We start from the raw sequence: 24,241 nt of genomic DNA on the forward strand, positions 1-24,241 counted from the left end.
CTTTCGCAGGGTACAACTAAGCGGTGTAAGTCTCTCCGGCTTAGCCGCCGCACCCGGGCCATTGCCCTCGGGTGCCGCCTTGCTGCCCGCTACGCCCGGCATGGCATCTGTGCCCTGCGTGTTGACGATCGTAGCGCTTGGGATACTCCCCTACGTTCGATCTACTTTACCTTAGGCGTGCCCGGCCGACTGCATCTGCCGCAGTTCCTTCTTGAGCTCGCCCACCTCGTCGCGGAGCCGGGCGGCGAGCTCGAACTGCAGTTCGCCGGCGGCGGCGTGCATCTGCTCGGTCAGTTGCTCGATCAGGCCCACGAGGTCCTCGGCCGGGGCGGCGGCGAGGCCGTCGGCCCGGACCTTGGAGCTGCCCTTGCCCTTGCCGCGGGCCTTGCCGGCGCTGGCCAGCAGTTCGCGGGTGTCGGCGTCGTCCTTGGCGAGCTGGTCGGTGATGTCCGCGATCTTCTTCCGCAGCGGCTGGGGGTCGATCCCCTTCTCCGTGTTGTAGGCCACTTGGATGGCGCGGCGCCGGTTCGTTTCGTCGATGGCGTGGGCCATCGAGTCGGTGATCTTGTCCGCGTACATGTGCACCTGGCCGGACACGTTTCGGGCGGCACGGCCGATCGTCTGGATCAGCGAGGTCGAGGAGCGCAGGAAGCCTTCCTTGTCCGCGTCCAGGATGCTCACGAGGGACACCTCGGGCAGGTCGAGGCCTTCGCGGAGCAGGTTGATGCCGACCAGGACGTCGAAGACGCCCATCCGCAGTTCGCGGAGCAGCTCCACGCGGCGCAGCGTGTCGACGTCGGAGTGCAGGTATTCGACTTTGACGCCGTGGCCGAGCAGGTAGTCGGTGAGGTCCTCGGCCATCCGCTTGGTGAGCGTGGTGACGAGGACACGCTCGTTTTTCGCGGTGCGGGTGCGGATTTCGCCCAGCAGGTCATCGATCTGGCCCTTGGTGGGCTTGACGATCACCTCCGGATCGATCAGGCCGGTGGGCCGGATGATCTGCTGCACAAAACCGTCCGCCTTGCCGAGCTCGAACTTGCCCGGGGTCGCGGACAGGTACACGGTCTGGCCCACGCGTTCCTGGAACTCGTCCCACTTGAGCGGGCGGTTGTCCATCGCCGAGGGCAGCCGGAAGCCGTGGTCCACGAGGTTCCGTTTGCGGGACATGTCGCCCTCGTACATGGCGCCGATCTGCGGCACGGTGACGTGGGATTCGTCGATCACCAGCAGGAAGTCGTCCGGGAAGTAGTCGAGCAGGCAGTGCGGCGCGGTCCCGCGGGCGCGGCCGTCGATGTGCGAGGAGTAGTTCTCGATGCCGTTGCAGAATCCCATCTGCTGCATCATTTCCAAGTCGTAAGTGGTGCGCATCCGCAACCGCTGGGCCTCCACGAGCTTGTTCTGGCTTTCCAGGACCTTGAGGCGGTCGGCCAGCTCGTCCTCGATCCGCTTAATCGCGCGGGCCATCCGCTCCGGGCCCGCCACGTAGTGCGAGGCGGGGAAGACGTACATTTCGTTCTCTTCCCGGAGGACCTCCCCGGTCAACGGGTGCAGGGTGTAGATGTTCTCGATCTCGTCGCCGAAGAACTCGATCCGGATGGCGAGTTCCTCGTACATCGGGATGATTTCCACGGTGTCGCCGCGGACCCGGAAGGTGCCGCGGTGGAAGTCCATGTCGTTGCGGGCGTACTGCATGGAGACGAACTTCCGGAGCAGGTCGTCGCGGTTCATTTCGGCGCCTTTGCGCAGCGTCACCATCCCGGCGATGTATTCCTCCGGGGTGCCGAGACCGTAGATGCAGGAGACGGTGGCCACGACGATCACGTCGCGCCGAGTCAGCAGCGCGTTGGTGGCGGAGTGCCGGAGCCGTTCGACTTCCTCGTTGACCGAGGAGTCCTTCTCGATGAAGGTGTCCGTCTGGGCCACGTAGGCCTCGGGCTGGTAGTAGTCGTAGTACGAGACGAAGTATTCCACCGCGTTGTTGGGCAGCAACTCGCGGAATTCGTTGGCGAGCTGGGCGGCCAGCGTCTTGTTCTGCACCATCACCAGGGTGGGGCGCTGGACCTGCTCGATCAGCCACGCCGTCGTCGCGCTCTTACCGGTGCCGGTGGCGCCGAGCAGCACCACGTCCTTCTCGCCGTTCTTGATCCGCTCGGTCAGTTCCGCGATCGCGGCAGGCTGGTCCCCCGCGGGCTGGAACTCGCTGATGACCTCAAAGGGCGCCACAACACGGTTGATTTCCTGGGCAAGGCTCATGTACCTAATCTACCGCCGCCCCCGGACAGCGTGCCCGGATTCAGCTTTGGGCGGTACCGGGTTCTCCGGCGGCGGCGTACGACGGCGGCAGCCAGCCGGTGCGGCGGGCCCAGTCCTCCATCCGCGGCGCGGCGTAGTGCGTGAACCAGTCCTCCTTGTCCGCGGCGTAGCCCGCGGTGGACTTGTCCACGCCGTGCCGGCGGGCCGCGCGCCGCTTCTCCGCCACGTAGTCGGCGCGGGCGGCCGCGTCGTCCCGCAGCCAGTCCCGGAAGCACAGCGCATAACGCCAGCCCGGCGAGCCGGCGGCCCGGACGTGGAGGTTGACGGGCCGGCCGGGATCCGCGTTGCCGTGCACCCGTTTGTCCCAGGCCGCCGGGTCCGGATGCGCGGGCTTGGGGTTGTCCGCGCCGATGCCCGGCCAGCGCGGGAACCCCGCCGCGGCCAGCAGGGGCTCGAGGCGATCCGCCGTCGCCAGGTCCGGGACCGTGAGCTGGAGGTCCAGCACGTCCTTGGCATCCAGCCCGGGGACGGCGGTGGAGCCGATATGGTCCACGGCGAGGATGTCCTCCGGCGCCACCGCCCGCAACCGGCCGATCAGGCGGGAGGCCTGCGCCGGCCAGTCCGGGTTGGCGGGGCTGAGCACGGGCCCGCCGGTGCGCGCGGCCATCCGGCCGCGGGCCAGGTTCTCCGCGAAAGGCTCCAGCCGGTGCCGCCACAGCCGGTCCACCGCGTCGCGCAGTTCGTCCTTGGTCCCGGAATTGTCCAGCACGAGGTCGGCGGCCGCCAGCCGGTCCTCCCGCGTGGCCTGGGCCGCCATCCGGGCGCGGGCCTCCTCGACGGTCATTCTCCGGTGCTCCACCATCCGGCGCACCCGGACATCATCCGGGGCGTCCACCACCAGCACCAGGTGGAAGTTGGCGCCCTGTCCAGTCTCGACCAGCAGGGGGATGTCCTGGACCAGGACGGCGCCTTTCGGGGCGGCGGCCGCGAGGGCGGCGGCACGCTCCCGGACGAGGGGGTGGATGATACCGTTCAGCACGGCGAGGCGCTCGGGGTTGCCGAAGACGAGGGCGCCCAAGCGCGGGCGGTCGAGGGCCCCGTCCGGACCCAGGACGGAGGCGCTGAAGGCCTCCACCACCCGGGCCAGTCCGGGCGTGCCCGGTTCCACCACTTCGCGGGCCAGCGCGTCGGCGTCGACCAGGACCGCGCCGAGTTCGCGCAGCCGCGAGGCGACCACTGACTTCCCTGAGGCGATCCCGCCCGTCAAACCGATCTTCAGCACTCCACCAGACTAAACTGAAGCGGTGCCAGATGACGCGGATTCTCCCGGACGCGGGGCCACGGCCTACACCACGCTGGCGGCCGGCGACGGGTTCCGGCACGAGCTGGAGATCAAACGCTCCCGGTTCATCACCGTGCTGCGGCGCACCGGCGACGAGGAGAGCGCCCGCGCGCTGCTCAGGTCGCTGCGCCGGGAGTTCCACGAAGCCCGCCACCACTGCTCGGCCTTCGTGCTCGGCCCGGACCGCTCGGTGCAGCGTTCCAGCGACGACGGCGAACCCTCCGGCACGGCCGGGCTCCCGATGCTGGAGGCGCTGCTGAAGCGCGAAACCGTGCCCGGCACGGCGGACCTCAGCGACGTGACCGCCGTCGTGGTCCGCTATTTCGGCGGGATCCTGCTGGGTGCCGGAGGCCTGGTCCGGGCCTATTCCGAGTCCGTGTCGTCGGCGCTGGCGCTGGCGCCGCTGGTGCGCAGGCAGCGGCTGCGGCTCTGCGACGTCCCGGTGCCGCACGCCGCCGCGGGCCGGCTCGAAAACGACCTGCGTGCAGCGGGCTACGTGATGGCCGGCGCCCGCTATGATGCGCAGACGACGGTTCTTCGGCTGGCGCTCCCGGACGAACCGTCGTCTCTGGCGCAGGCCGCCGACCGCCTCGCGGCGCTCTCGGCCGGAAACGCCGCCCTGGTGCCCGGAGAAACGGAGTGGATCGATGTCGCCATCAGCTGAGCAGGTGCCCGTGGTGGCGCTGGTGGACGTCACGGCTCCGGTGCTGGAGCGCCTGCTGGCGGTCGCCCTGCACGACGCCGACCCGGACGAGGTCACCCCGCCGCTGGGGACCGCCGCGGGCTGGAACACCGAGCGGATCAGCTGGTTCCGCGACTACCACCACGCCGCGGCGGCCGGCCTCGACGGCCCGGCACGGCAGAAGTCCTGGGCCATCACAGCCGACGGCGAACTGGCCGGTTCCATCCGGCTGGCCCGGGTCCCCGCCACCGGGACGGGCCCCTTCACGCGCGACGGCGCGGCGCTGGAGACCGGCATCTGGCTGGGCCGGAGCTTCCGGGGCCGCGGCGTCGGCACGGAGGCGTTGCGCCTGGTCAAGGCGGCGGCCGCGGCAGCCGGCGCGGACCAGCTGCAGGCGGAAACGACAGCCGGCAACACCGCCGCGCAGGCCCTGCTCCAATCGTTAGGCGCGGAACTCGCCGCCGACGGTCAGCGGGTCAGAGCACGTTTCACGCTGGGGTAGACCAGGGCACGGTCGGGGCGACGGGCCACCCGTGTCTCCCCCACCGGCGGGCATGCCCAACTCCCGGCACAGCGAATGAGCATGGTGGCACTATGTCCAACGTCCGGACCCAGGAATGGACATGGCCGTCCGCGGCCGTTGCAGCCGCCGAGCATGCCCTCTGCCTACGCCAAGGGATGGACATGCCCAACTCCCAGCGTGTGGAGTGAGCATGATGGCATTATGTCCAACGTCCGGATCCAGGAATGCACATGCCCGGTCGCACCCCGTCGAACCTTCGCACGTGAGGACCGGCACGGCACTGTCGCCGGGGCCTTCTGGGTGCTTGGATAAGGGGAGGCCGCACGACCGGTCCCCGGCCAAATAGCAGCGGGATACGTGTGATCGGCCGGATGAGGAGCTGACGTGGACGACCCCTTCGACCTCGCGCGTTTCGAGCAAGCCCAGGATGCGGCGGGCACCTATCAGCGTGCGCTCTCGGAGCTGCGTGCCGGGGACAAGCGAAGCCATTGGATGTGGTTCGTCTTCCCGCAGCTCGCCTGCCTCGGAATGAGCCCAACCTCGCGGAAGTATGCACTTACTTCCCTGGACGAAGCGCGCGCCTACCTGAGCCACCCGCTGCTGGGCGCCCGTCTCCGTGAGTGTTTCCTGGCCGTCCTCGCCGTCGAGAATCGCAGCGCGGAGCAGATCTTCGGCGGCATCGACGCACGCAAGCTGCGTTCGTCGTCGACCCTGTTCCTTCGGGCGGCGCCCGAGGACCCGGTGTTTCGGCAGATCCTCGACAAGTATTTCGACGGGATCCCCGACGAGGCCACGGACCGCCTCCTCGGCGCGGCCACCTAACAGCGCCGCACTCGGTCCGGGGCGACGCCCCTGCCGCGACTCCCGGGCCCGTACCGGACACAGCTGTGCTTATGGACATGTCCAACGCACGCCGCGTGCAGTGGACATATAGGGGCTATGTCCACTGCACGTGCCCGGGAATGGGCATGTCCGTCGGGGAACCTCGGCACATCGCGCACAGTCGCCCGCACCCCGCCGCCCCTTAAACCCAAAGCGGGCCCCTGCACGTGGCAGGGACCCGCTGTGGGTTGGCCCGGAGCAACCCGGGCCGGCGGCAACTAGTTGCCGGTCAGCTTCTCGCGCAGAGCGGCAAGAGCCTCGTCCGAAGCAAGGGTACCGGCCCCTGCGTTCGACTCGGCAGCCGGCTCGGAGGAGTAGCTGGTGGTGCCGGAGTCGCTCTCGCCGGACGTTGCAGCTGCAGCGTCGTCGGCAGCGTGCTGGGCAACCTGCTTCTTGTGGGCTTCCCAGCGGGTCTGGGCGTCAGCGTACTGCTGCTCCCAGGCGGCGCGCTGCGTCTCGTAGCCTTCAAGCCACTCGTTGGACTCCGGATCGAAGCCCTCCGGGTACTTGTAGTTGCCCTCTTCGTCGTACTCAGCGGCCATGCCGTAGAGAGCCGGATCGAATTCGGTGGAGTCGGCGTCGACACCCTCGTTGGCCTGCTTGAGGGACAGCGAGATGCGGCGGCGCTCGAGGTCGATGTCGATGACCTTGACGAACAGCTCGTCACCAACGGAGACAACCTGCTCGGCCAGCTCAACGTGGCGCACGGCGAGCTCGGAGATGTGGACCAGGCCTTCGATGCCGTCTTCAACGCGAACGAACGCGCCGAACGGAACCAGCTTGGTGACCTTACCCGGAACAACCTGGCCGAGGGCGTGGGTGCGGGCGAAGGTCTGCCACGGATCTTCCTGCGTAGCCTTGAGCGACAGGGAAACACGCTCGCGGTCCAGGTCGACCTCGAGAACCTCGACGGTGACTTCCTGGCCAACTTCGACAACCTCGGACGGGTGGTCGATGTGCTTCCAGGACAGCTCGGAAACGTGAACCAGGCCGTCTACGCCGCCCAGGTCCACGAAGGCACCGAAGTTGACGATGGAGGAAACGACGCCGGGACGGACCTGGCCCTTTTCCAGCTTGTTGAGGAACGTGGAGCGGACCTCGGACTGGGTCTGCTCGAGCCAGGCACGGCGGGACAGCACAACGTTGTTGCGGTTCTTGTCCAGCTCGATGATCTTGGCTTCGATCTGCTGACCGATGTACGGAGCAAGGTCGCGCACACGGCGCATCTCGACGAGGGATGCGGGCAGGAAGCCGCGCAGGCCGATGTCGAGGATAAGACCACCCTTGACAACCTCGATGACGGTGCCGGTGACAACGCCGTCTTCTTCCTTGACCTTCTCGATGTCGCCCCACGCACGCTCGTACTGAGCACGCTTCTTGGAGAGGATCAGACGGCCTTCTTTGTCTTCCTTGGTGAGCACCAGGGCCTCGACGAGATCGCCAACGGAGACGACGTCTCCGGGATCAACGTCGTGCTTGATGGACAGCTCGCGGGAGGGAATGACACCTTCGGTTTTGTAACCGATGTCGAGCAGAACTTCGTCGCGGTCGACCTTGACGACGGTACCTTCGACGAGGTCCCCGTCGTTGAAGTACTTGATGGTGGCGTCGACTGCTGCGAGGAAGTCCTCAGCGGTACCGATGTCGTTAATCGCGACGACGGGGGTACCGGGCTTCTCGGTGGAGGTGATGGTCATGTAGTAGGGGCTCCGTTGTGGATAGTTAGTCGGTCAGGCAAACAGTCCCGTCCGTGTCGGCGACACGGGTGGGGAGCACGGCGGATCAAAGGCGAACCGCCGGGTCATCCTGATTTTGTTGATTGAATGCGCGCACGTAGTACACGCCCGTTCAGTCTAGTCGGATTCGCCAACGCCGGTCAAAGCGCGACGGCGCCCGCAGGCAGCACCCGGCCGAGCTGCGCGAACGCCGCTCCGCGCGCCAGCATCCGGGGCAGCGCCTGCTCAAACCCGGCCGCGGTACCGCTGCCGGGCTTGTTGAAATGCGCGATCACAATGTCACCCGCGGACGCCTTGGCCAGCGCGGCGGCGACGGCCGGGGCCGGCAGGGTGGCGCCGGCGTCGGCATTGATGCTGAAGTTCACCGGCAGCAGGCCGGCGCGCCGGGTGATCGCGACGGCGACGTCGTCGTAGAAAGCGGTTCCCGGCCGGAAGAACCGCGCCGGGCGCCCCGTCAGGCCCTGCAGCACCGCCTGGTTGTCCATGATTTCGTGGTAGGCCTGCCCGACGCCGGACGTGCCGGGGATGCCGTAGGCGCGCCTTCCGGTGACGGAGAGCGGGCAGTGCCTGGAGCCGTGGTTGGCGAGTTCGAACAGCGGATCTGCGGCGAGTTCGCGGGCCACCCCCGGGTTCGCCTCGACCCAGCGCTGGTTGACGAAGAGGGTGGCAGGGATGCCGAGGCGCCGCAGCGTCTCCAGCAGCCTGTGGTCGCAGCCGGCGCCGCCGGGGCCGCCGCAGGCGTCAAAGGTCAGGGCCAGCTGGGGAGCGGGGGTCGAGGTGATCACCCCGGCGACGGCCAGTCCCCAGTCGGTGGGGCGCCGGCCGGAGAATTCCGCCACCAGCTCCGCCTCGGTGGGGGCGGCCCGCGCCACGGGCGGCGCAGGCGCCGCGGCGGGCGCGGGTTCGACGGCGGGCGCGTTATCGGGCGCGGCGACGGGCGCGTTGTCGGGCGCGGCGTCGGAGGCGCCGTCGGGAACAGCGTTCCGCGTGCCGGTGGAGCCGACGCCCGGTCCGGCGGTCCGGGCCCCCAAGGACATCCTGGCCCCCTGGGCATGGATCGGAACGACGGCGTCGACCACAACGCCGGCCGCCAGTGCAGCCAAACCGAACAGAACGGAGCGGCGCCCGCGCAGGGCCGGGCTAGACAGATCCGCCAAGAGCATTCCTTTGTGGTGATGACAGCGGCCGGTGATGGCGGCTTAGAAGTGGGTCAGGCAGTGCGGCGCGCGCTCGACGGCGAACATCCGGGCGGCGAGGAACCCCGCGCCCGGGGTATGCTCGCGGATCCGCCCCGAGTCGGCCAGCGTGACGGGGTGCACGCCGCCGAGGTAGAGCGAGGACAGGGCCGCGACGTCCAGTTCAAGGTCCGCGGCGTCCGAGGTTTCCGAGACGACGGCGGCGCCCCCGCTCACGTCCACGGCGAAGGTTCCGGCGGTCAGACCGAGCGGATCGGCCACGTCCAGCACGAGCCTGCCGTCCGCCGGATAATGGCGTGCCGCCAGGGCCTTCCGCACGTCCAGGATCCGGAGCCAGAGCATGTCCCTGGCTTCGGAGGCGTCGATGCAGCGCGGATCACGGAGGGCCCACTTGAGCGGGTCGTCAACCGGCGCCTCCTCCCAGGTGACGCGCTCGACGAGGTCGATGGCGCCGAGGTACTGCCACAGTTCCAGGTAGGCGGCCCGGGTGGCGGCCACCAGGTCGAGGACCTCCATCGTGTACGGGGTACTGGACCAGCCGCCGAACTTGTAGGAGACGTAGCCGTCCACGTCGCCGTCGGGGCCGTAGTGCAGCGCGACCTTGACCTTGGGGTCCTCGCCGTCGTCCCGGCTGACGGAACCTGAGACGAACTGCCGGTAGAACTCGTGCCGGTCAATGGAGCCCGGGACCAGGCGGTGCAGGCGGTCGAAGATGACCGGGGCCAGCTCGAGCAGGACCTTGGGATCTGCCACCTCGACGCTGCCGACCGGCGTGTGGTTCACAGCGAAGCGGGCGCTCGTGTCGACCTTGATCGACTGTTCCGACGTCGCGACGCCATAGCCGAAGCGGCCGTAGATGGAGGCCTCCGAGGCGGTGAGGGCCGCCATCGCCAGGCCCTCCTGCCGGGCCTGCGCCAGGTCCTCGGCCATCATGCGGCGCAGCAGACCGCGGCGCCGGTGCGAGGTCCGCACGGTGACGGCGGTGACCAGCCGGGTGTCCAGGAGCCGCCCGAAGCCGATGTTCAGTGTTTTGTTCATCGTGCCGAACGTCGCGACCGGAATGTCGGCGCCGAGGGAACGCTCGGCGACCGGGCCCCGCTGGTAGGCGCCGATCATCACCCGCCCGTCGGCCCGCTGCATCTCGATGCCGCGGTCCACCCGCTCGTCGCTGCGGCGGGCGTCATGGAAGCCGAACGCGACGGCCCGCATCCAGGCGACGGACTCCGGGTACGCCGGATCGTACTTGGCGGCCGGTGTGAACCGCCGGATTTCGTACTGCTCTGCCACGTGCTTCCCCCCGGGAAATTCCTGCAACTTTGAAAGAATCCATGAAGGCCGTCCGGCCGGAACCGGGACGGGCTTCGCGCCTAGTGCCCGGCCTCGTACCAGCTGGTGCCGACGCCGATCTGCACTTCGAGCGGAACCGACAACTGCGCCGCGGCGCCCATCTGTTCCGTGACCAGCTTCTCGACGGCCTCCCGTTCGCCCTCGGCGACTTCGAGGACCAGTTCATCATGGACCTGCAGCAGCATACGGGATTTCAGGCCCTGCTCGGCCAGCGCGCCGGAGACACCGAGCATGGCCCGTTTGATGATGTCCGCCGCCGAGCCCTGGATCGGCGAGTTCAGCGCAATCCGCTCCGCGTTCTCGCGCAGCTGGCGGTCGGTGCTGGTCAGGTCCGGCAGGTAACGGCGCCGGCCCTCGATGGTGGCGGTGTAGCCGTCGATCCGGGCCTGGTCCACAACGCCGCGGAGGTAGTCGCGGACGGCGCCGAAGCGGTCGAAGTAGTCCTTCATCAGGGTCCGCGCCTCGTCCACGGAAATTTCCAGCTGCTTGGACAGCCCGAAGGAGGTCAGGCCGTACGCGAGGCCGTAGGACATCGCCTTGACCTTGGAGCGCATGGCACTGGTCACCTGGTCGGTGGGCACGTGGAAGATGTTGGAGCCCACGAAGCGGTGCAGGTCCTCGCCGTCCTTGTAGGCCTGGATCAGGCCGGCGTCGCCGGAGAGGTGCGCCATGATGCGCATTTCGATCTGCGAGTAGTCCGCGGAGAGGAGGCATTCGTAGCCCTCGCTGACCACAAAGATGCCCCGGACGCGGCGGCCTTCCTCGCTGCGGATGGGGATGTTCTGCAGGTTCGGGTTGTTGGAGGAGATCCGGCCCGTCGCCGCGACGTTCTGGGCGTAGGTGGTGTGGATGCGCCCGTCCTCGGTGACGGATTTCTTCAGCGACTCCAGCATCTGGCGCAGCTTCGAGGACTCGCGGTGCGCCATCAGCTGGACCAGGAACTCGTGCCCGGTCTTCTCCAGCAGGTTCTTGAGCGAGGCCGCGTCGGTGGTGTAACCGGACTTGATCTTCTTCGTCTTGGGCAGGCCGAGCTCGTCGAACAGCACGGTCTGGAGCTGCTTCGGCGAGCCAAGGTTGACCTCGTGCCCGATGGCCGCGAACGCCAGCTCCTGGGCGTTCTCGATCACCTTCGCGAGGTCCGAGAGCTGCTCATCCATGCGGGTCATGTCGATGGCGATGCCCGCGAGTTCCATGTTGGCCAGGACGCGGCTGACCGGCAGCTCCAGGGTGGTCAGCAGGTCCTGGGCCTTCCGCTCCGTGAGTTCCGACTCGAAGTAGTGGCTCAGGGCCCGGACGACGGCGGCCTCGTGGACCAGCGCACCTGCGGCGGCGTCGTCGTCGCCGTCGAACGCCAGCTCCAGCTGGCCGGCCTTGGCGGCCTCGCTGGACACGGAGATGTTGAGGTGGTGCTGGGCCAGCTCCGCGAGCTCGTAGCTGCGGCGGTCGGGCTGGATCAGGTAGCCGGAGATGGAGGTGTCGTCCACGACGCCTTCCAGCTCCAGGCCGCGGGCGGTCAGTGCCTTCAGGGCGGCCTTGAACCCGTGCATCACTTTGGCTGCTCCGGCGTCGGCCAGCCAGGCGGCGAGCACGTTCTCGGCGGCGGCGTCCTGGCCGGCCAGGTCGATGTAGGCCGCGGCGTCGTCGCGGACGATCGCCAGGGCGGCGGCGTCCTCGCCGATCCGGCCGGGCACCAGGTCGACGGCGAGGGCGGACCGCTTGCCGGCGCCGGCCGCGAGGAAGGCGGCCAGCTCCCCGGCGTCCGCGGGGGTGACGAAGTCCGGGGTGTCGAGGCTTTCGCGCTCCGCTTCGGTGATTTCACTGCCGTACAGGGCAAAGAGCCGGGTCCGGATGGTCTTGAACTCGAGGGTGTCGAACAGGTCCTCGAGGGCGGCCTGGTCGGGCCGGGGATCCGCGAGGTCCTCCAGCGTGACGGGCAGTTCGAGGTCGGTGTGCAGCCGGTTGAGCTTGCGGTTGCGCTTGACGGCGTCGACGTTCTCGCGGAGGGCGTCGCCGACCTTGCCGCCGATCGCGTCGATGTTCTCGAGGACTCCTTCGAGGCCTCCGTAGAGGTTAATCCACTTGGCCGCGGTTTTGGGGCCGACGCCGGGGACGCCAGGGAGGTTGTCCGCCGTTTCGCCCACCAGGGCGGCGAGGTCCGAGTACTGGGCGGGGCTGACGAAGTACTTCTCCTGGATGGCCTCCGCGTCCATCCGGGGAATGTCGCTGACGCCCTTGCGCGGGTACAGGACGAACACGTTGTCGGTGATGAGCTGGAAGGCGTCGCGGTCACCGGAGACCAGGAGCACCTCGTAGCCGGCCTTTTCCCCCATGGCGGCCAGGGTGGCGAGAATGTCGTCGGCTTCAAAACCGGGCATCTTGATGGTCTTGATGCCCCACGCGCCCATGACCTTGTCGATCAGGTCGATCTGGCCGCTCATTTCCCGGGGGGTCTCGTTGCGGCCGCCTTTGTAGCCGTCGTACTCGGCCTTGCGGTGCGTGGTGTCGTCGGAGACGTCGAAGGCCACGGCCACGTGGGTGGGCTTCTGTTCCTTGATCAGGTTGATCAGCATGGAGGTGAAGCCGTGCACGGCGTTGGTGTGCTGGCCGGTGGCGGTGGAGAACTTGTCCGCGGGCAGCGCGAAGAACGCCCGGAACGCCATGGAGTGGCCGTCGAGCACCAGGAGCCGGGGCTGGTCCGTGATCGGGATGACGGGGGCTTCGGTGGCCGAGGGGTGGTCGGCGAGGCTGTGGCCGGCCGCCTTGGCCGGGGCCTTCCTGGCGGGCGTCTCCGCCGCCGGTGCGGCTGGCTGAAGGGTGTCCACTGCGGACGCGGAAAGGGCCGGTTTGGTAGTTTCGCTCACAGGTGCCAGCCTAGTTCCCATGATCGACAATTTCACGCCCGCCCCGTTCGCCGCCGAACTGGAGGCCGCCGGGGTTCCCGCGGAACTGCACGACTGGCTGGGCCGGATGGGCGTCGGTGCCCTTGTGGTGAAGATGGGCATCCACTTTGTGGAGCTGAGCCCGGAGCGCACGGTGGCCACCATGCCGGTGGAGGGCAACACGCAGGTGGCCGGGATCCTGCACGGCGGCGCGCACGTGGTGCTCGCCGAAACGCTGGGGTCCTTCGCCGCAGGTATGCACGCCGGCCCGGGCCGGCAGGCGCTGGGGATCGACGTCAGCGCCACGCACCACCGCGCCGTCTCCGCCGGGACCGTGACGGGCACCTGCACCGCCATCCACCTGGGCCGCACCCTGGCCACGCACGAAATTGTCATGACCGACGAACAGGGCCGCCGGCTTTCCACCGCGCGGATCACAAACCTGCTCCGCGACATCGACGGGTAACCCGCGGCCAAGCCGGCCCGGAGCGCCGGCCGCCCCGGGGTTCAGGCGCCGCCGGGGACGCGGTAGCGGAGTTCGACGATGCCGCGGCCCATGGTCCGCGAGGCACGCAGCTCCAGCGGCGCCGTCGGGCGGGCCAGCGGCAGCAGCGGCTTCCCGCTGCCCAGCACCACCGGAATGATCGAGACGATCAGCTCCTCCAGCAGGCCCGCGTCGGCGAACTGGGCGGCAAGGACTCCCCCGCCCACCACCCAGACGTTCCGGCCCTTGGCCGCCGCCTTCAGGTCTTCCGCGAATTCGCTCACCGGTCCGCGGACAAAGGTGACATCGGCGCCCTGCGGGGCCCACAGTTCGTGGTGCGTGAACACCCAGCACGGGGTTCCGGGGTACGGCCAGGTGCCGGCCTCGTGCCTGCGGAGCCACGCGTAGGTTTCGCCGCCCATCGCGATCGCGCCGACGTCGGCCATAAAGGCCTCGTAGCTCTCCATGCCGCCGGCAAACCCGTCGAACTCCAGGAGCCAGTCAAGGTTGTCGTCAGCGGTGGCGATGAAGCCGTCCAGCGAGGCCGCTACGAAGTACTGGAAGGTCGGCATGGACCCAGCGTAGCCACTCGCGGAGCCCTTTCCCAGAGCGCCCGCGGCCGCCTCCGCGGCCGGGGGCCTACTTGCTGAAGTACGGGATGATCAGGTACAGCCCGAAGAGCACCGCTACGCCGCAGAGGCCGAAGCAGACGTAGGAGAGCGGCCGGACCCAGCCGGGCTGGTTGGTCCGCACGTCACCGGCAATGGCGGTGAGCCGGACGCCCAGGGCGTAGAGGACGACGACGGTCACCGCGGCGACGAGGGTTGCCCCCGCGACGAGGAAGAGTTCGAGCCATTTCATTTCTGGCCATCCTTGGCGTTGTTGGCGCGGCTGACCGCCGCGGCCTTCTTCTTGGCGAACCGGATGGCCTGGCCGGCCTCTTCAACCTCGACGGCGTTGTGGTGGCCGACGTGGGATTTCCGGGAGGCCACAAACATGTACAGCACGGCGGCCGTGCCCGCGACGGCGGCGATGACAAAGCCGACGGTCCCGGTGTGCACCAGCATCGCGGTCAGGGCGCCGACGATGCCCGCGGCCGGGAGGGTAAAGAGCCAGCCGACGACGATCTTCCGGGCCGTGGCCCAGCGCACGGAGGTGCCGCGCCGGCCCATCCCCGAACCGATGACCGATCCCGAGGCGACGTGGGTGGTGGACAGGGCGAAGCCCAGGTGGGAAGAGGCCAGGATGGCGGCGGCGGTGCTGGTCTCGGCGGCGAAGCCCTGGGCCGGCTTCACGTCGGTCAGCCCCGAGCCCATAGTCCGGATGATCCGCCAGCCGCCGGAGTAGGTGCCGACCGCGATGGCGAGGGCACATGCGGCGATGACCCAGAACTGCGGGCCGGTGCCGGGGGCCTGGCTGCCGGCCGAAATCAGGACCAGGGTGATGATGCCCATGGTCTTCTGCGCGTCGTTGGTGCCGTGCGCGAGGGCCACCAGGCTTGAGGTGAAGATCTGCCCGGTGCGAAACCCTCCGCGTTTCTGCGTGAGCTTGCTGCCCGTTTCGGGGTCGTGCCGGGAGGTGAGCGCATAGGCGAGCCGGGTGCAGACGTAGGCCACGGCCGCGGCGATCACGGGGGCGAAGACGGCCGGCAGGAGGACCTTTTGGAGCACCGAGTTGAAGTTCACCGAGTGCAGGCCGATGCCGGCGATGGCTGCGCCGATCAGGCCGCCGAACAGCGCGTGTGAGGAGCTGGAGGGCAGGCCCTTCAGCCAGGTGATCATGTTCCAGAGGATCGCGCCCGTCAGGCCCGCGAAGATGATGTCCGGGGTGATCTGGATGCCGTCGGAGCCTTCCCGGATGATGCCGCCGGACACGGTCTTCGCCACTTCGGTAGAGAGGAACGCGCCCACGAGGTTCAGCACGGCCGCGAGGGCGACGGCGGTCCTGGGCTTGATCGCACCGGTCGCGATGGGCGTGGCCATCGCGTTCGCCGTGTCGTGAAACCCGTTTGTGAAGTCAAAGAACAGCGCCAGCGTTATGACTAGCGCCACCATTACGGTGATTTCCACCTGTTGCCCAATCTGCAGAGTCGACGGTCAGCAGTTCCATTCCCCGTGGCGGCCCAGATGGTCACTGTTCATCTGCTCTTAAGCCGGAATCCCTTGCGCGGTTCACCAAAGCTGTCCTGAAACCCAATAGATCGTACGTGCCAATGGGGGCTGGGCAAAACATCATGTGCCGCCGCCGGCCCCGGCGGCGGGTCAGGCGGGCGGCCGCGTGCCGGACCGGGCCGGGCAGCGGTCAGACCCCCTCCGCGAAAGGGGCCGTCGTGTCGCTCCAGTGGCCGGCTCAGCCCTCGTGCTTGACCTTGTGCACCCGGGTCACGACGGTGGGGCTCGTCACGTTTAGCAGCACGGCGTGGGCGGTGGAACCGAGCACCAACCGGGAGAACCCGCCGCGGCCGCGGCTGCCGACCACCAGCAGCCGTGCGTCCCGCGCCAGGTCGGTGAGCGCTTTCGCCGGTTCGGTGTCGGTTTCGAGGCGCTGGTGGACCACCAGGTCGGGGTACTTTTCGCCGAGGCCGGCCACTGATTCGGCGAGGACGATCCGGTCCTCTTCGACGATCGTCTCGGCGAGCCCGCTCTCGGGCAGCTGGTGTTCGACCCAGCGGGCCGGGCTGCGGAAGGCCAGTACCACGGTCAGTTCGTCTCCCCCGCGGTCGGCCTCGGCGGCGGCGAACGCGACCGCCTGGAGCGACTCCTCCGATCCGTCCACGCCGACCACCACGCCGTGGCTGCCGGTGCCGGGGGTGCTGGGGATAACGGCCACCGGACTGTCCGAGGCGGTCACGATCTGGAGGGCGCGGTCCGTCAGCGGTCCGCCGTCCATCCAGTGTTTGTCGTGCGCGCCAACGACCACCATAGTGGCCTCTTTTGACGCTTCCCGCAGGCCCGAGCCGGGGCTCCCGTGCCGGAGCTGGACATCCACGTCGACGTCCGGGGCCTGGCTTTTTGCACTGGCTTTGGCTTTCTCCAGGAGCTCCATCCCGGATTCGCGGATGAGCTCGTGGTACTGGAAGTCCGGTGACATCCAGCGGTCGTCCACGGCGTGGACGCACAGGACCGGGAGCTTTTGCGCGGCAGCACGCTTCAGCGCCCACGACAGCGCTGCCTCACTGCCCGCTGAGCCGTTGACGCCGACGACGATTGGTTTGCTCATGCTGAATCCTGCTCTTTTCCATGGCGCGAACACGTGTGGGGGCCCGGCAGTGGTCGCGGCAGCGCACCATTCTGTGACCACTGCTGAGACCGCGGCGGGACCGCTGCAGGCGGCCGCTACTGTTTGGCATGACTCGCCGGCCGCGCCGAGGCGCTGCCGACACTTCAGTGTGCCCCGGCCCCCGGGACCCGGTTAGGGCCTTAAGCCCCGCACAGGCAGCGGCAGCGCACGGGGGTGACCCGAGGGAACCGGAACCGGCCCGGCGGTGCTAGAAGGCGGTGCTAGAAACCGGTAGGTTCGGTCTCGAATTCCGGCTCGAGGGCCGGCCCTTCGTGGTGCACCGGGCGCAGCGCCGCCGTCTGTTCCAGCCAGATCAGTGCGTCGTAACGCTCGCCCATCCGGGTCGGGACGTAGTTCCCCTGTTCCCGCTCAGGGTGGTAGACGACGCCGATGGCCCGGTGTCCCAGCCAGCTCGAGAGCCAGGGCCCGGTCCGGTCGTCGCCGAATTCCAGCACGGCGGGCACGCCGAGGGCCTCGTGCAGGAAGTCCTCATGGCTGCCGGGCCTGGCGGCGGGGACAGGCAGGATCCGCTCCGGCGTCCCCCAGGCATCCGCGGCGATCACGGTGCCGCGGTGGGAGGCGAAGCCCACCAGCAGGACCCCTTCGGAGGCGTGCCGTTCCCGCAGCAGCTGGCCGACGTTGACCAGCCCGTCCTGCGCCATGTCGGTGCCGCGGGCGTCCCCGATGTGGGTGTTGTGCTCCCAGATGATGCCCTTGGACCCCGTGCCTAGGTGGTGTCCCAGCCGGTCGATGGTGTCGGCCATGTGGTGGTCCCGGATGTTCCAGGACTGCCGGTCGCCGCGGACCATGATCCGGTAGTAGTGCTCGGCGTTGGCCGCCACTTCGGCGTTCTGGACGGCGTCGAAGGCCTCCTCGTCGTGATCTCCCGGGCTGAACACCCGGCTCCGGACCTCGCTGAGCAGGGCCACGACGTCGGCTTCGCAGGAGTTTGGAACCAGCCGGGTGCTCCAGGCGTACTGGTGCGGGTCCTCATGGTGCGGCAGGAAGCACTGCCAGGCGCGCATGGCGGCGGGGACGGCGTCGGGCAGGTGCTCCTGGAGCCAGCCGATGATCTCGCGCAGCGAGTCCCAGAGCGAGTAGACGTCAAGGCCGTAGAAGCCGACCCGTTCCGCCGCGGGCCGGCGGGAATTCCAGCCGCGCAGCCAGTCCAGGAACCCGGCCACTTCCTCATTGGCCCACATCCAGGTGGGCCAGCGCTGGAATCCGGCGAGGAGCGCATGGACCCCTTGGTCCTGGCCGCTGAGCCCGCGGACCCACTGGTTGATCCGCCAGCAGTCGGGCCAGTCCCCTTCCACGCCGATCCAGGTGTAGCCCTGTTCCTCGATCAGCCGGCGGCTGAGGGTGGCCCGCCAGGTGTAGAACTCGTGGGTGCCGTGCGAGGCTTCCCCGATCGCCGTGAAGCGGCAGTCCGCGGCGCGCCGGAGGAGCCCGTCCAGGTCGCGGTCGCTGCGGAGCTGCCGTGCGAGGGAGTGGATTTCACCGAGCACGGCGGTCTTGGTGACGGGGCCCGGGTTCACCGCGGGTCCCCGACGTCGATCCGTTCCAGGTGTTCCGGGACCCGGGCCCGCCAGCCCAGCTCGCGTTTGATCCGCACCCGGAGCGCGTCGGCCGCTTCCGGCTCGCCGTGGGTGATGTAGGTCATCCGCGGCGCTTGGGGCGCCGCCTTCATCCAGCCGATCAATCCATCCGCGTCGGCGTGGGCGGAGAGGTTGTCCATCTGGATGACTTCGGCCCTGATCCTCACGTCCTCCCCGTAAATCCGCAGCTCCCGCTCCCCCGCGGCCAGCGTGGCGCCGCGGGTGCCGCCGGCCTGGTAGCCGCTGAGGATGATGGCGTTCTTGGGGTCAGGCCCGTACGCGGCGATGTGGTGCAGGATCCTGCCGCCGGTGAGCATGCCGCTGGCGGAGATGATGACCATCGGCCCCCCGCGCAAGTTCAGCAGCTTGGATTCGTCCATGCTACGGGTGAGCTTGGCGATGCTGTACATGTGCTCGTATTCGTCCTTCTTGAGCCGGTGCTCCTCGGGGTGCCGCTGGTACATGCCGGACGCGTCGATCGCCATCGGGCTGTTCAGATACACCGGGATGTCCGGGATCGCGTTCTTGCGGCGGAGCCGGGAGAGGTACAGCATGAGCGTTTCGGCCCGTCCGACGGCGAACGCGGCGAACATCACCACGCCCCCGCGGTTGGCGACCCGCGTGATGATCTCCCCGAGCTGCTGCTCGGGATCCCGGCTGGAATGCTGCCGGTCCCCGTAGGTGGACTCGGTGACGAGGACGTCGACGGCGCCGAGGGGCCGGGGCGGGAACATCAACGGGTCGTCCGCGCGGCCGAGGTCGCCGGTGAAGTGCACCGTCTGGGAGCCGATCCGGACATGGACCTGCGCCGCGCCCAGGATGTGTCCGGCCGGGACGAAGGTCAGCTCCATCCCTCCGCCAAGGTCCAGCGGGTCGTCGAAGTCGCGGACCTGGAAGCTGTTGAGCGATTTCACGGCGTCCGCGGCGGTGTACAGCGGCAGCGCGGGGCTGTGCCGGGAGGACCCGCGGTGGGTCGCGTAGCGGGCCTCCTCCTCTTGCAGGTAGCCGCTGTCCGGCAGGATCAGCTTGCACAGGTCCGTGGTGCCGTCGGTGGCGATCACCGGACCGGTGAAGCCGTCCCGCACCAGCGCCGGGACGTAGCCGGTGTGGTCCAGGTGGGCATGGGTGAGGACGACGGCGTCGATCGAACGCGGCGGAACGGGGAAGGGCATGCGGTTGCGCTCGCGGCTGCGTTTATAGCCCTGGAACAGCCCGCAGTCGACCAGTACCCGGCGTCCGCCGGCTTCGAGCATGTAGCGGGAACCGGTCACAGTGTCGGTGGCACCGAAGAACCGGAGGGTCGGCTGCTCGTGTTTCATGGTGCTTCCGTTCCCGAGTCCGTCAAACCCACCTTCCGCGCAAACCGGTCCCTCCCGTAGGGCCGAAAGTCACGGTCGCGGCCGGGGCCGGGCACCCGGGCATGCAGGCCGGCGGCGCCCGCACCGGTAGGCTTTTTGGGCAGGCTGTTTGGGCCGGCGTGAGGGCGGGGCGCGAGCCGGACACCGCCAATCCCAATGGCAAGGACTGAGCATGGACAAGAAACCCACCCGCGGCGCCCCGCTACCCGGCCTCCCCTGGGCGGACCGGCCGTGGACCAAGCACTACAGCCCGGGAGTTCCGGCCAACCTCAAGCTGCCCAAGGGTTCGCTCGTTGACCTGATGGATTCCTCCGTCCGGCGCTTTGGCGCCAAGACTGCCTTGGAGTTCTTCGGCGCCACCACCAGCTACCGGGAACTGGGCACGCAAATCAACCGGGCGGCCGCCGGGCTGAAGAAGCTCGGCGTGAAAGCCGGCGACCGGGTCGCCCTGGTCCTGCCGAACTGCCCGCAGCACGTGGTCGCCTTCCACGCCGCGCTGCGCCTCGGCGCCGTGGTGGTCGAGCACAACCCGCTCTTCACGGACCGTGAACTGCGGCACCAGTTCGAGGACCACGGCGCCGCCGTCGCGATCGTCTGGGACAAAGCGGTGGACCGGGTGCTGCAGCTGCCCGCCGACGTCGGGCTGCGGAGCGTCGTCTCGGTCGAACTGATCCCGGCGATGCCGCTGGCCAAACGGCTCGCGCTGCGGCTGCCGCTGCCGGCAGCGCGCAGGGCGCGGGCCGCCCTGTCTGCCGGCAAACAGTCTGCCGGCAAACCAGCCGCCGGCACCTCCGCCCGCGGCCTGGCCGGCGGCGTCCGGCGCCAGGTCCTGCCGTGGCGCGACCTCCTTGACGCGGGCGAACTGAAGAAGCGGCACCCGCGGCCCGCACCGGAGGACCTGGCCGTGCTGCAGTACACGTCCGGCACCACCGGAACGCCCAAGGGCGCCATGCTCACACACGCGAATTTGCAGGCCAACGCCGCCCAGGGCCGGGCTTGGGTGCCGGGTCTCAAGGACGGGCGCGAGACCGTGTACGCGGTGCTGCCCATGTTCCACGCATATGGGCTGACCCTGTGCATGACCTTTGCCTTGAGCACCGGCGCGCGGCTGGTGCTGTTCCCCAAGTTCGACGTCGACCTGGTCCTGAAGGCGCACCGGAAGTCCCCGGCGACCTTCCTGCCGGCGGTGCCGCCGATCTACGACCGGCTCGCGGCCGCGGCGGCCCGGCAGGGCGTCAGCCTCAAGGGCATCCGCTACTCCATTTCCGGGGCCATGAACCTGCCGGCTGCGACGGTGGACACCTGGGAGAAGGCGACCGGCGGCTACCTGATTGAGGGCTACGGGCTGACCGAGACCTCCCCCATCTCGGTGGGCAACCCGTTCGGGCCGAGCCGCAAGCCCGGCACGGTGGGGGTGCCGTTCCCGCTGACCGACATCCGTGTAGTGGACCCGCAGAACGTCCTGATCGATAGGGGCCCGGGCGAACCCGGCGAGCTGCTGATCCGCGGCCCGCAGGTGTTCGCCGGCTACTGGAACCGGCCGCAGGAGACCGAGGAGGCGCTGCTGGAGGGCGGCTGGTTCCGCACCGGCGACATCGTTTCGGTGGACAACGACTTCTTCGTCACGATCCGGGACCGGATCAAGGAACTCATCATCAGCGGCGGCTTCAACATCTCCCCGACCGAGGTGGAGGACGTGCTCGCCGAATTCCCGGGTGTCGCGGAGGTCTCGGTGGTCGGACTCCCCCGGCCCGGCGGCGGCGAGGACGTGGTGGCCGCGGTCGTTCCGGCCGCGGGGGCCACCGTCGACGTCGGCGCCCTGCAGGCATTCGCGCGCGGACAGCTGGCGGCCTACAAGGTGCCGAGGCGCGTGGTGGTTCTGGATGAGCTGCCCCGCTCGCTGATCGGGAAGGTCCTGCGCCGGAAGATTCAGGACATGCTGGCGGCCGGCCGGTAGGTGCCCCTTCCGGCCGGCCGCGCCGCGCTAGTGACCGGAGTCGTCGGACCCGGGCGTGCCGTGGCCCGAGTCATCGGACCCGGGCGTGCCGCGGCCCGAGTCATCGGCCCCGGGCGTGCCGTGGCCCGAGTCATCGGGCGCGGGCGTGCCGTGGCCCGAGTCATCGGGCGCGGTGGCAGCCGGCGCGGGCTCGTTCGACAAGTCCACGCCCTCCCCGGCGGTGGAGCGGGGAGCCAGTTCGACGTCGGCCGGCTGTCCGCCGGCGCCGCGCGCCATGCCGTTGCGGACGGACTCAACGAGCTCGTCGCTGAGCAGCGGCCCGGTGTAGCCGATCGAGAGGGTACCGGCGTCGAGCGCTTCCTCATAGCTGCCCAGGGCGTCCGACAGGATCCCTTCGGCCTCAATCGCGGCCGCGAGCGCCGCGGGGTCGGCCGACGCGACGGTGAACCGGAGGTCGTGGACCAGCACCGACGCCACGTGCACGTGTTCCACCCCGGCAGCGGCGCTGTCCCTGCCGAACGCGCGTTCGGCCAATTGCTCGCCCTCCTCGCGAGTGCGGCCCGGCGGGAGCGCCGCGATCAGCTCCGGGACCAGGTGGTCCAGCACCGGAGCCTCCAACACCATCGGCGAGATCTCGGACAGCTCGATCCCGGCCGCCTCCGCGGCCCGGCCCAGCCGGTCCCGCAGGGCCGCCACGTCGGTCCCGGCGGCGGGATGGACGGCGAGGACGGTCCGGCGTCGCACCATCAGCCCGTCGTGGCTGCTGTGGGGCCGGCCGTTGCCGGCATCCGTTCCCGTTTCGAGGTCCGCGGGCTGGCCGGACGGCGTCGTCAGCGTCGGTTCGGCGGCGGCAGCGGCCTGCGTCCCGGCGGGCGCCGCCGCCGGCGGGGCTTCCGGCGGCCCCCCGGTGCACCCGGTCAGGGCGAGGAGCAGCAGGGAGGCCACGGCTGCCGTCCCCGGGCGGCCCATCTCAGGTCCCCGGGGGGAAGCCGGGCCGGTAGACCGGCGGGAACGAGTCGGCCGGACTGGTGTCCCGGACCGGCGGGTCCGTGCTGACGGGGTCGTTGGTGCGCCAGTCCCCCACGGAGAACTGCACCATCATGTCGTGGTCCTCGTGCACCAGGTTGTGGCAGTGGATCATGTACCGCCCACCCTGTGCGGCCCCGACGTCGAACTGCATCAGGGCAGTGATGGACTCGTTCTCGCCCGCGTAGAAGACATCCTTCGGCCCGGTCTCCCACAGGAAGGGCTTGCCGCCGTTGGTGTTCCGGGCGATGACCTTGGCGTCGACCAGGTGGATGTGCAGCGGGTGGAACCAGCCGCCGGAGGCGTTGGTGATGGTCCATTGCTCGACGTCGAAGGGTTGCGGGTTGCCGAATAGTTTGGAGAAGCCCGACTTTTCGACGTCGGTCCAGGTCACCCCGTTGATGGTCCACTCGCCGTTGGCCCGGAGCAGTTGGAGGTTGCGTTTCGCCACGGCCATCTCCGGGGTCAGCGTCATCGTGGCGATGCCGCCCCGGGACGCGTTGGGCGCCCCGCCGTCTTGGAGTGTCGTGGGGATCGCGGAAATGGACCCCGTCCCGGACCCGGAATCGGCCACCACCTTGAAGCGCATGATCTTGCCGGTGTTGGCGAAGTTGACGTTGTTCTTGTTACCCAGATTTAGCAGCTCGATCGTCTGCCCGGTCCGGTAGCGGCGGAAGTCGATCAGGATTTCATAGCGCTCGGCCGTGCCCTGCCGCCACGACTTCAGCGCCTGCACCTTGGGCACCATTCCGGCGTCGGTGCCGACCAGGTAGACCGGTTCGCCAGTGGAGAGCGCCGGGCGGTAGGAGCGCGAAATCGAGGCGATCAGGACCCGGAACCGGTAGATCTTCGGCTTCACTTCCATGGTGGGCCACGGGACGCCGTTGACCATGATGATGTCCCCCCAGAGCCCCTTGTGGGCGTTGTCGTTGTACGCAAGCGAGCCGTCGGCGTTGAACATCGCGTCGGAGATCATCAGCGGGACGTCGAATTCGCCCTGCGGCAGCTGCGCGCGCTCGTACTGGTCGGACAGCGGGTAGAACCCGGCGAGGCCCGAATAGACGTTTTGGGCCGTGATGTGGTGCTTGTGGTCGTGGTACCAGAGGGTGCGTGCGGTCTGCCAGTTGGGGTACTTGTAGTTTTTGACGTTGCCGGGGACGGTGAAGTCGTTGGCGTAGCCGTCGTACTGCGGCAGCGACGCGGATCCATGCAGGTGGGTGACGGTGTTGAAGCCGTCGGGCGTCAGCAGGCCGGTCGCGGGAAGGGCGTTGCGCATCCGCACCTCAACCCGGGTGCCCTGGGTGGCGCGGATCGTGGGGCCCGGAAAGATGCCGTTGTAACCCGCCACGGTGGTGGACAAGCCGGGTACAAACTGGGCCTGGCCAAGCTTCTGCGTCAGGGCGTAACGGGCGTAGGGGCGGGCCGGGTCCCCGTCGTCGAAGCCCGTCTCGAAGGGCAGCAGCTCCGGCGGCCTGCGGAACACGCCTGCGTACGGGACGGGCATGTTCTGCGGTGCCAGCAGGCTGGAGGTCGGCGGCGGGGGCAGCGTGGAGGTCGGCGGCGTATTGTCGTCGCTGCCGCCTTTCATGCCGGCCAGTCCGAACGCGCCGACGGCGCCGAACTTGAGGATTTCTCGTCGTGTGGTCATGGCCCCTCCAAGGTGGGGAATCAGGCTGGAACTGTGATGGAGGCAGGAGTG

Annotated in this window: 19 protein-coding genes; 5 read left to right on the plus strand and 14 right to left on the minus strand. The window is 69.1% G+C overall.

The window, feature by feature from the left end:
* Nucleotides 1–171: 171 nt before the first annotated feature.
* On the minus strand, nucleotides 172–2,253 hold the full coding sequence (gene uvrB / locus E7Y32_RS14045; RefSeq protein ID WP_146337658.1) for an excinuclease ABC subunit UvrB: 2,082 nt from the start codon (nucleotides 2,251–2,253) through the stop codon (nucleotides 172–174).
* Nucleotides 2,254–2,293: 40 nt separating this feature from the next.
* Nucleotides 2,294–3,535: a dephospho-CoA kinase gene (gene coaE, locus E7Y32_RS14050; RefSeq protein WP_146337659.1), complete on the minus strand. Its 1,242-nt coding sequence runs from the start codon at nucleotides 3,533–3,535 to the stop codon at nucleotides 2,294–2,296.
* A gap of 22 nt (nucleotides 3,536–3,557) precedes the next feature.
* Here coaE and E7Y32_RS14055 point away from each other — a divergent pair, with 22 nt between their 5' ends.
* The 3 genes from E7Y32_RS14055 (at nucleotide 3,558) to E7Y32_RS14065 (ending at nucleotide 5,622) form a co-directional block, all read left to right on the plus strand.
* Nucleotides 3,558–4,259, plus strand: coding sequence for a YigZ family protein (locus tag E7Y32_RS14055; RefSeq protein ID WP_261382453.1), 702 nt, complete (start codon nucleotides 3,558–3,560; stop codon nucleotides 4,257–4,259).
* The gene (locus E7Y32_RS14060; protein ID WP_146337660.1) at nucleotides 4,243–4,779 is read left to right on the plus strand and encodes a GNAT family N-acetyltransferase; all 537 of its coding nucleotides are present in this window, start codon (nucleotides 4,243–4,245) and stop codon (nucleotides 4,777–4,779) included. Before E7Y32_RS14055 ends, E7Y32_RS14060 begins: the two co-directional genes overlap by 17 nt.
* Nucleotides 4,780–5,184: 405 nt before the next feature.
* Nucleotides 5,185–5,622 (plus strand): DUF1810 domain-containing protein, encoded by a 438-nt coding sequence (locus E7Y32_RS14065; protein ID WP_146337661.1) that lies wholly within the window; start codon nucleotides 5,185–5,187, stop codon nucleotides 5,620–5,622.
* Between the two features lie 278 nt (nucleotides 5,623–5,900).
* Here the strand turns inward: E7Y32_RS14065 and rpsA are convergent, their stop codons facing one another.
* From rpsA to polA, 4 genes are all read right to left on the minus strand, one after another.
* Complete coding sequence (gene rpsA, locus E7Y32_RS14070; protein WP_146337662.1) at nucleotides 5,901–7,379, minus strand: 30S ribosomal protein S1; 1,479 nt, start codon at nucleotides 7,377–7,379, stop codon at nucleotides 5,901–5,903.
* Nucleotides 7,380–7,558: 179 nt separating this feature from the next.
* Nucleotides 7,559–8,575: a polysaccharide deacetylase family protein gene (locus tag E7Y32_RS14075; protein WP_261382454.1), complete on the minus strand. Its 1,017-nt coding sequence runs from the start codon at nucleotides 8,573–8,575 to the stop codon at nucleotides 7,559–7,561.
* A 42-nt stretch (nucleotides 8,576–8,617) separates the two neighbouring features.
* A complete protein-coding gene (locus tag E7Y32_RS14080) occupies nucleotides 8,618–9,901 on the minus strand; it encodes a GNAT family N-acetyltransferase (RefSeq protein ID WP_146337664.1) in 1,284 nt (427 codons plus the stop codon).
* An 80-nt stretch (nucleotides 9,902–9,981) separates the two neighbouring features.
* Nucleotides 9,982–12,621, minus strand: a complete 2,640-nt coding sequence (gene polA / locus E7Y32_RS14085; protein ID WP_261382640.1) for a DNA polymerase I — start codon at nucleotides 12,619–12,621, stop codon at nucleotides 9,982–9,984.
* 220 nt (nucleotides 12,622–12,841) lie between these two features.
* Here polA and E7Y32_RS14090 point away from each other — a divergent pair, with 220 nt between their 5' ends.
* Nucleotides 12,842–13,306: a hotdog fold thioesterase gene (locus E7Y32_RS14090; RefSeq protein ID WP_146337665.1), complete on the plus strand. Its 465-nt coding sequence runs from the start codon at nucleotides 12,842–12,844 to the stop codon at nucleotides 13,304–13,306.
* 41 nt (nucleotides 13,307–13,347) lie between these two features.
* On the opposite strand, the gene E7Y32_RS14095 is transcribed toward E7Y32_RS14090, so the two are convergent.
* The 6 genes from E7Y32_RS14095 to E7Y32_RS14120 form a co-directional block, all read right to left on the minus strand.
* Nucleotides 13,348–13,896, minus strand: a complete 549-nt coding sequence (locus E7Y32_RS14095; RefSeq protein WP_146337666.1) for a dihydrofolate reductase family protein — start codon at nucleotides 13,894–13,896, stop codon at nucleotides 13,348–13,350.
* A 67-nt stretch (nucleotides 13,897–13,963) separates the two neighbouring features.
* A complete protein-coding gene (locus tag E7Y32_RS14100; protein ID WP_146337667.1) occupies nucleotides 13,964–14,185 on the minus strand; it encodes a hypothetical protein in 222 nt (73 codons plus the stop codon).
* Nucleotides 14,182–15,393 carry an inorganic phosphate transporter gene (locus E7Y32_RS14105; protein WP_146337668.1) on the minus strand — a complete coding sequence of 404 codons (1,212 nt, stop codon included), beginning with the start codon at nucleotides 15,391–15,393 and terminating at the stop codon, nucleotides 14,182–14,184. Before E7Y32_RS14105 ends, E7Y32_RS14100 begins: the two co-directional genes overlap by 4 nt.
* Before the next feature lie 280 nt (nucleotides 15,394–15,673).
* Nucleotides 15,674–16,543: a universal stress protein gene (locus tag E7Y32_RS14110; RefSeq protein ID WP_146337669.1), complete on the minus strand. Its 870-nt coding sequence runs from the start codon at nucleotides 16,541–16,543 to the stop codon at nucleotides 15,674–15,676.
* Nucleotides 16,544–16,824: 281 nt separating this feature from the next.
* Complete coding sequence (locus tag E7Y32_RS14115) at nucleotides 16,825–18,141, minus strand: erythromycin esterase family protein (RefSeq protein WP_146337670.1); 1,317 nt, start codon at nucleotides 18,139–18,141, stop codon at nucleotides 16,825–16,827.
* Nucleotides 18,138–19,520, minus strand: a complete 1,383-nt coding sequence (locus E7Y32_RS14120) for an MBL fold metallo-hydrolase RNA specificity domain-containing protein (protein WP_146337671.1) — start codon at nucleotides 19,518–19,520, stop codon at nucleotides 18,138–18,140. Before E7Y32_RS14120 ends, E7Y32_RS14115 begins: the two co-directional genes overlap by 4 nt.
* Before the next feature lie 211 nt (nucleotides 19,521–19,731).
* Between E7Y32_RS14120 and E7Y32_RS14125 the strand changes: the two genes are divergently transcribed.
* Nucleotides 19,732–21,516: a long-chain-fatty-acid--CoA ligase gene (locus tag E7Y32_RS14125; protein WP_146337672.1), complete on the plus strand. Its 1,785-nt coding sequence runs from the start codon at nucleotides 19,732–19,734 to the stop codon at nucleotides 21,514–21,516.
* A 27-nt stretch (nucleotides 21,517–21,543) separates the two neighbouring features.
* On the opposite strand, the gene E7Y32_RS14130 is transcribed toward E7Y32_RS14125, so the two are convergent.
* Nucleotides 21,544–22,461, minus strand: coding sequence for a hypothetical protein (locus E7Y32_RS14130; protein WP_146337673.1), 918 nt, complete (start codon nucleotides 22,459–22,461; stop codon nucleotides 21,544–21,546).
* A 25-nt stretch (nucleotides 22,462–22,486) separates the two neighbouring features.
* Nucleotides 22,487–24,190 (minus strand): multicopper oxidase family protein, encoded by a 1,704-nt coding sequence (locus tag E7Y32_RS14135; RefSeq protein WP_146337674.1) that lies wholly within the window; start codon nucleotides 24,188–24,190, stop codon nucleotides 22,487–22,489.
* Nucleotides 24,191–24,241 lie beyond the last annotated feature (51 nt).

Source organism: Arthrobacter sp. UKPF54-2 (genome assembly GCF_007858535.1).
GTDB lineage: Bacteria > Actinomycetota > Actinomycetes > Actinomycetales > Micrococcaceae > Arthrobacter.

Excerpts from the sequence above, each read along its gene's own strand:
- uvrB (WP_146337658.1), bottom strand. The coding sequence starts at position 2,253 with ATGAGCCTTGCCCAGGAAATCAACCGTGTTGTGGCGCCCTTTGAGGTC.
- E7Y32_RS14060 (WP_146337660.1), top strand. The coding sequence starts at position 4,243 with ATGTCGCCATCAGCTGAGCAGGTGCCCGTGGTGGCGCTGGTGGACGTC.
- rpsA (WP_146337662.1), bottom strand. The coding sequence starts at position 7,379 with ATGACCATCACCTCCACCGAGAAGCCCGGTACCCCCGTCGTCGCGATT.
- polA (WP_261382640.1), bottom strand. The coding sequence starts at position 12,621 with ATGGCGTTCCGGGCGTTCTTCGCGCTGCCCGCGGACAAGTTCTCCACC.
- E7Y32_RS14090 (WP_146337665.1), top strand. The coding sequence starts at position 12,842 with ATGATCGACAATTTCACGCCCGCCCCGTTCGCCGCCGAACTGGAGGCC.
- E7Y32_RS14095 (WP_146337666.1), bottom strand. The coding sequence starts at position 13,896 with ATGCCGACCTTCCAGTACTTCGTAGCGGCCTCGCTGGACGGCTTCATC.
- E7Y32_RS14100 (WP_146337667.1), bottom strand. The coding sequence starts at position 14,185 with ATGAAATGGCTCGAACTCTTCCTCGTCGCGGGGGCAACCCTCGTCGCC.
- E7Y32_RS14110 (WP_146337669.1), bottom strand. The coding sequence starts at position 16,543 with ATGAGCAAACCAATCGTCGTCGGCGTCAACGGCTCAGCGGGCAGTGAG.
- E7Y32_RS14120 (WP_146337671.1), bottom strand. The coding sequence starts at position 19,520 with ATGAAACACGAGCAGCCGACCCTCCGGTTCTTCGGTGCCACCGACACT.
- E7Y32_RS14125 (WP_146337672.1), top strand. The coding sequence starts at position 19,732 with ATGGACAAGAAACCCACCCGCGGCGCCCCGCTACCCGGCCTCCCCTGG.
- E7Y32_RS14135 (WP_146337674.1), bottom strand. The coding sequence starts at position 24,190 with ATGACCACACGACGAGAAATCCTCAAGTTCGGCGCCGTCGGCGCGTTC.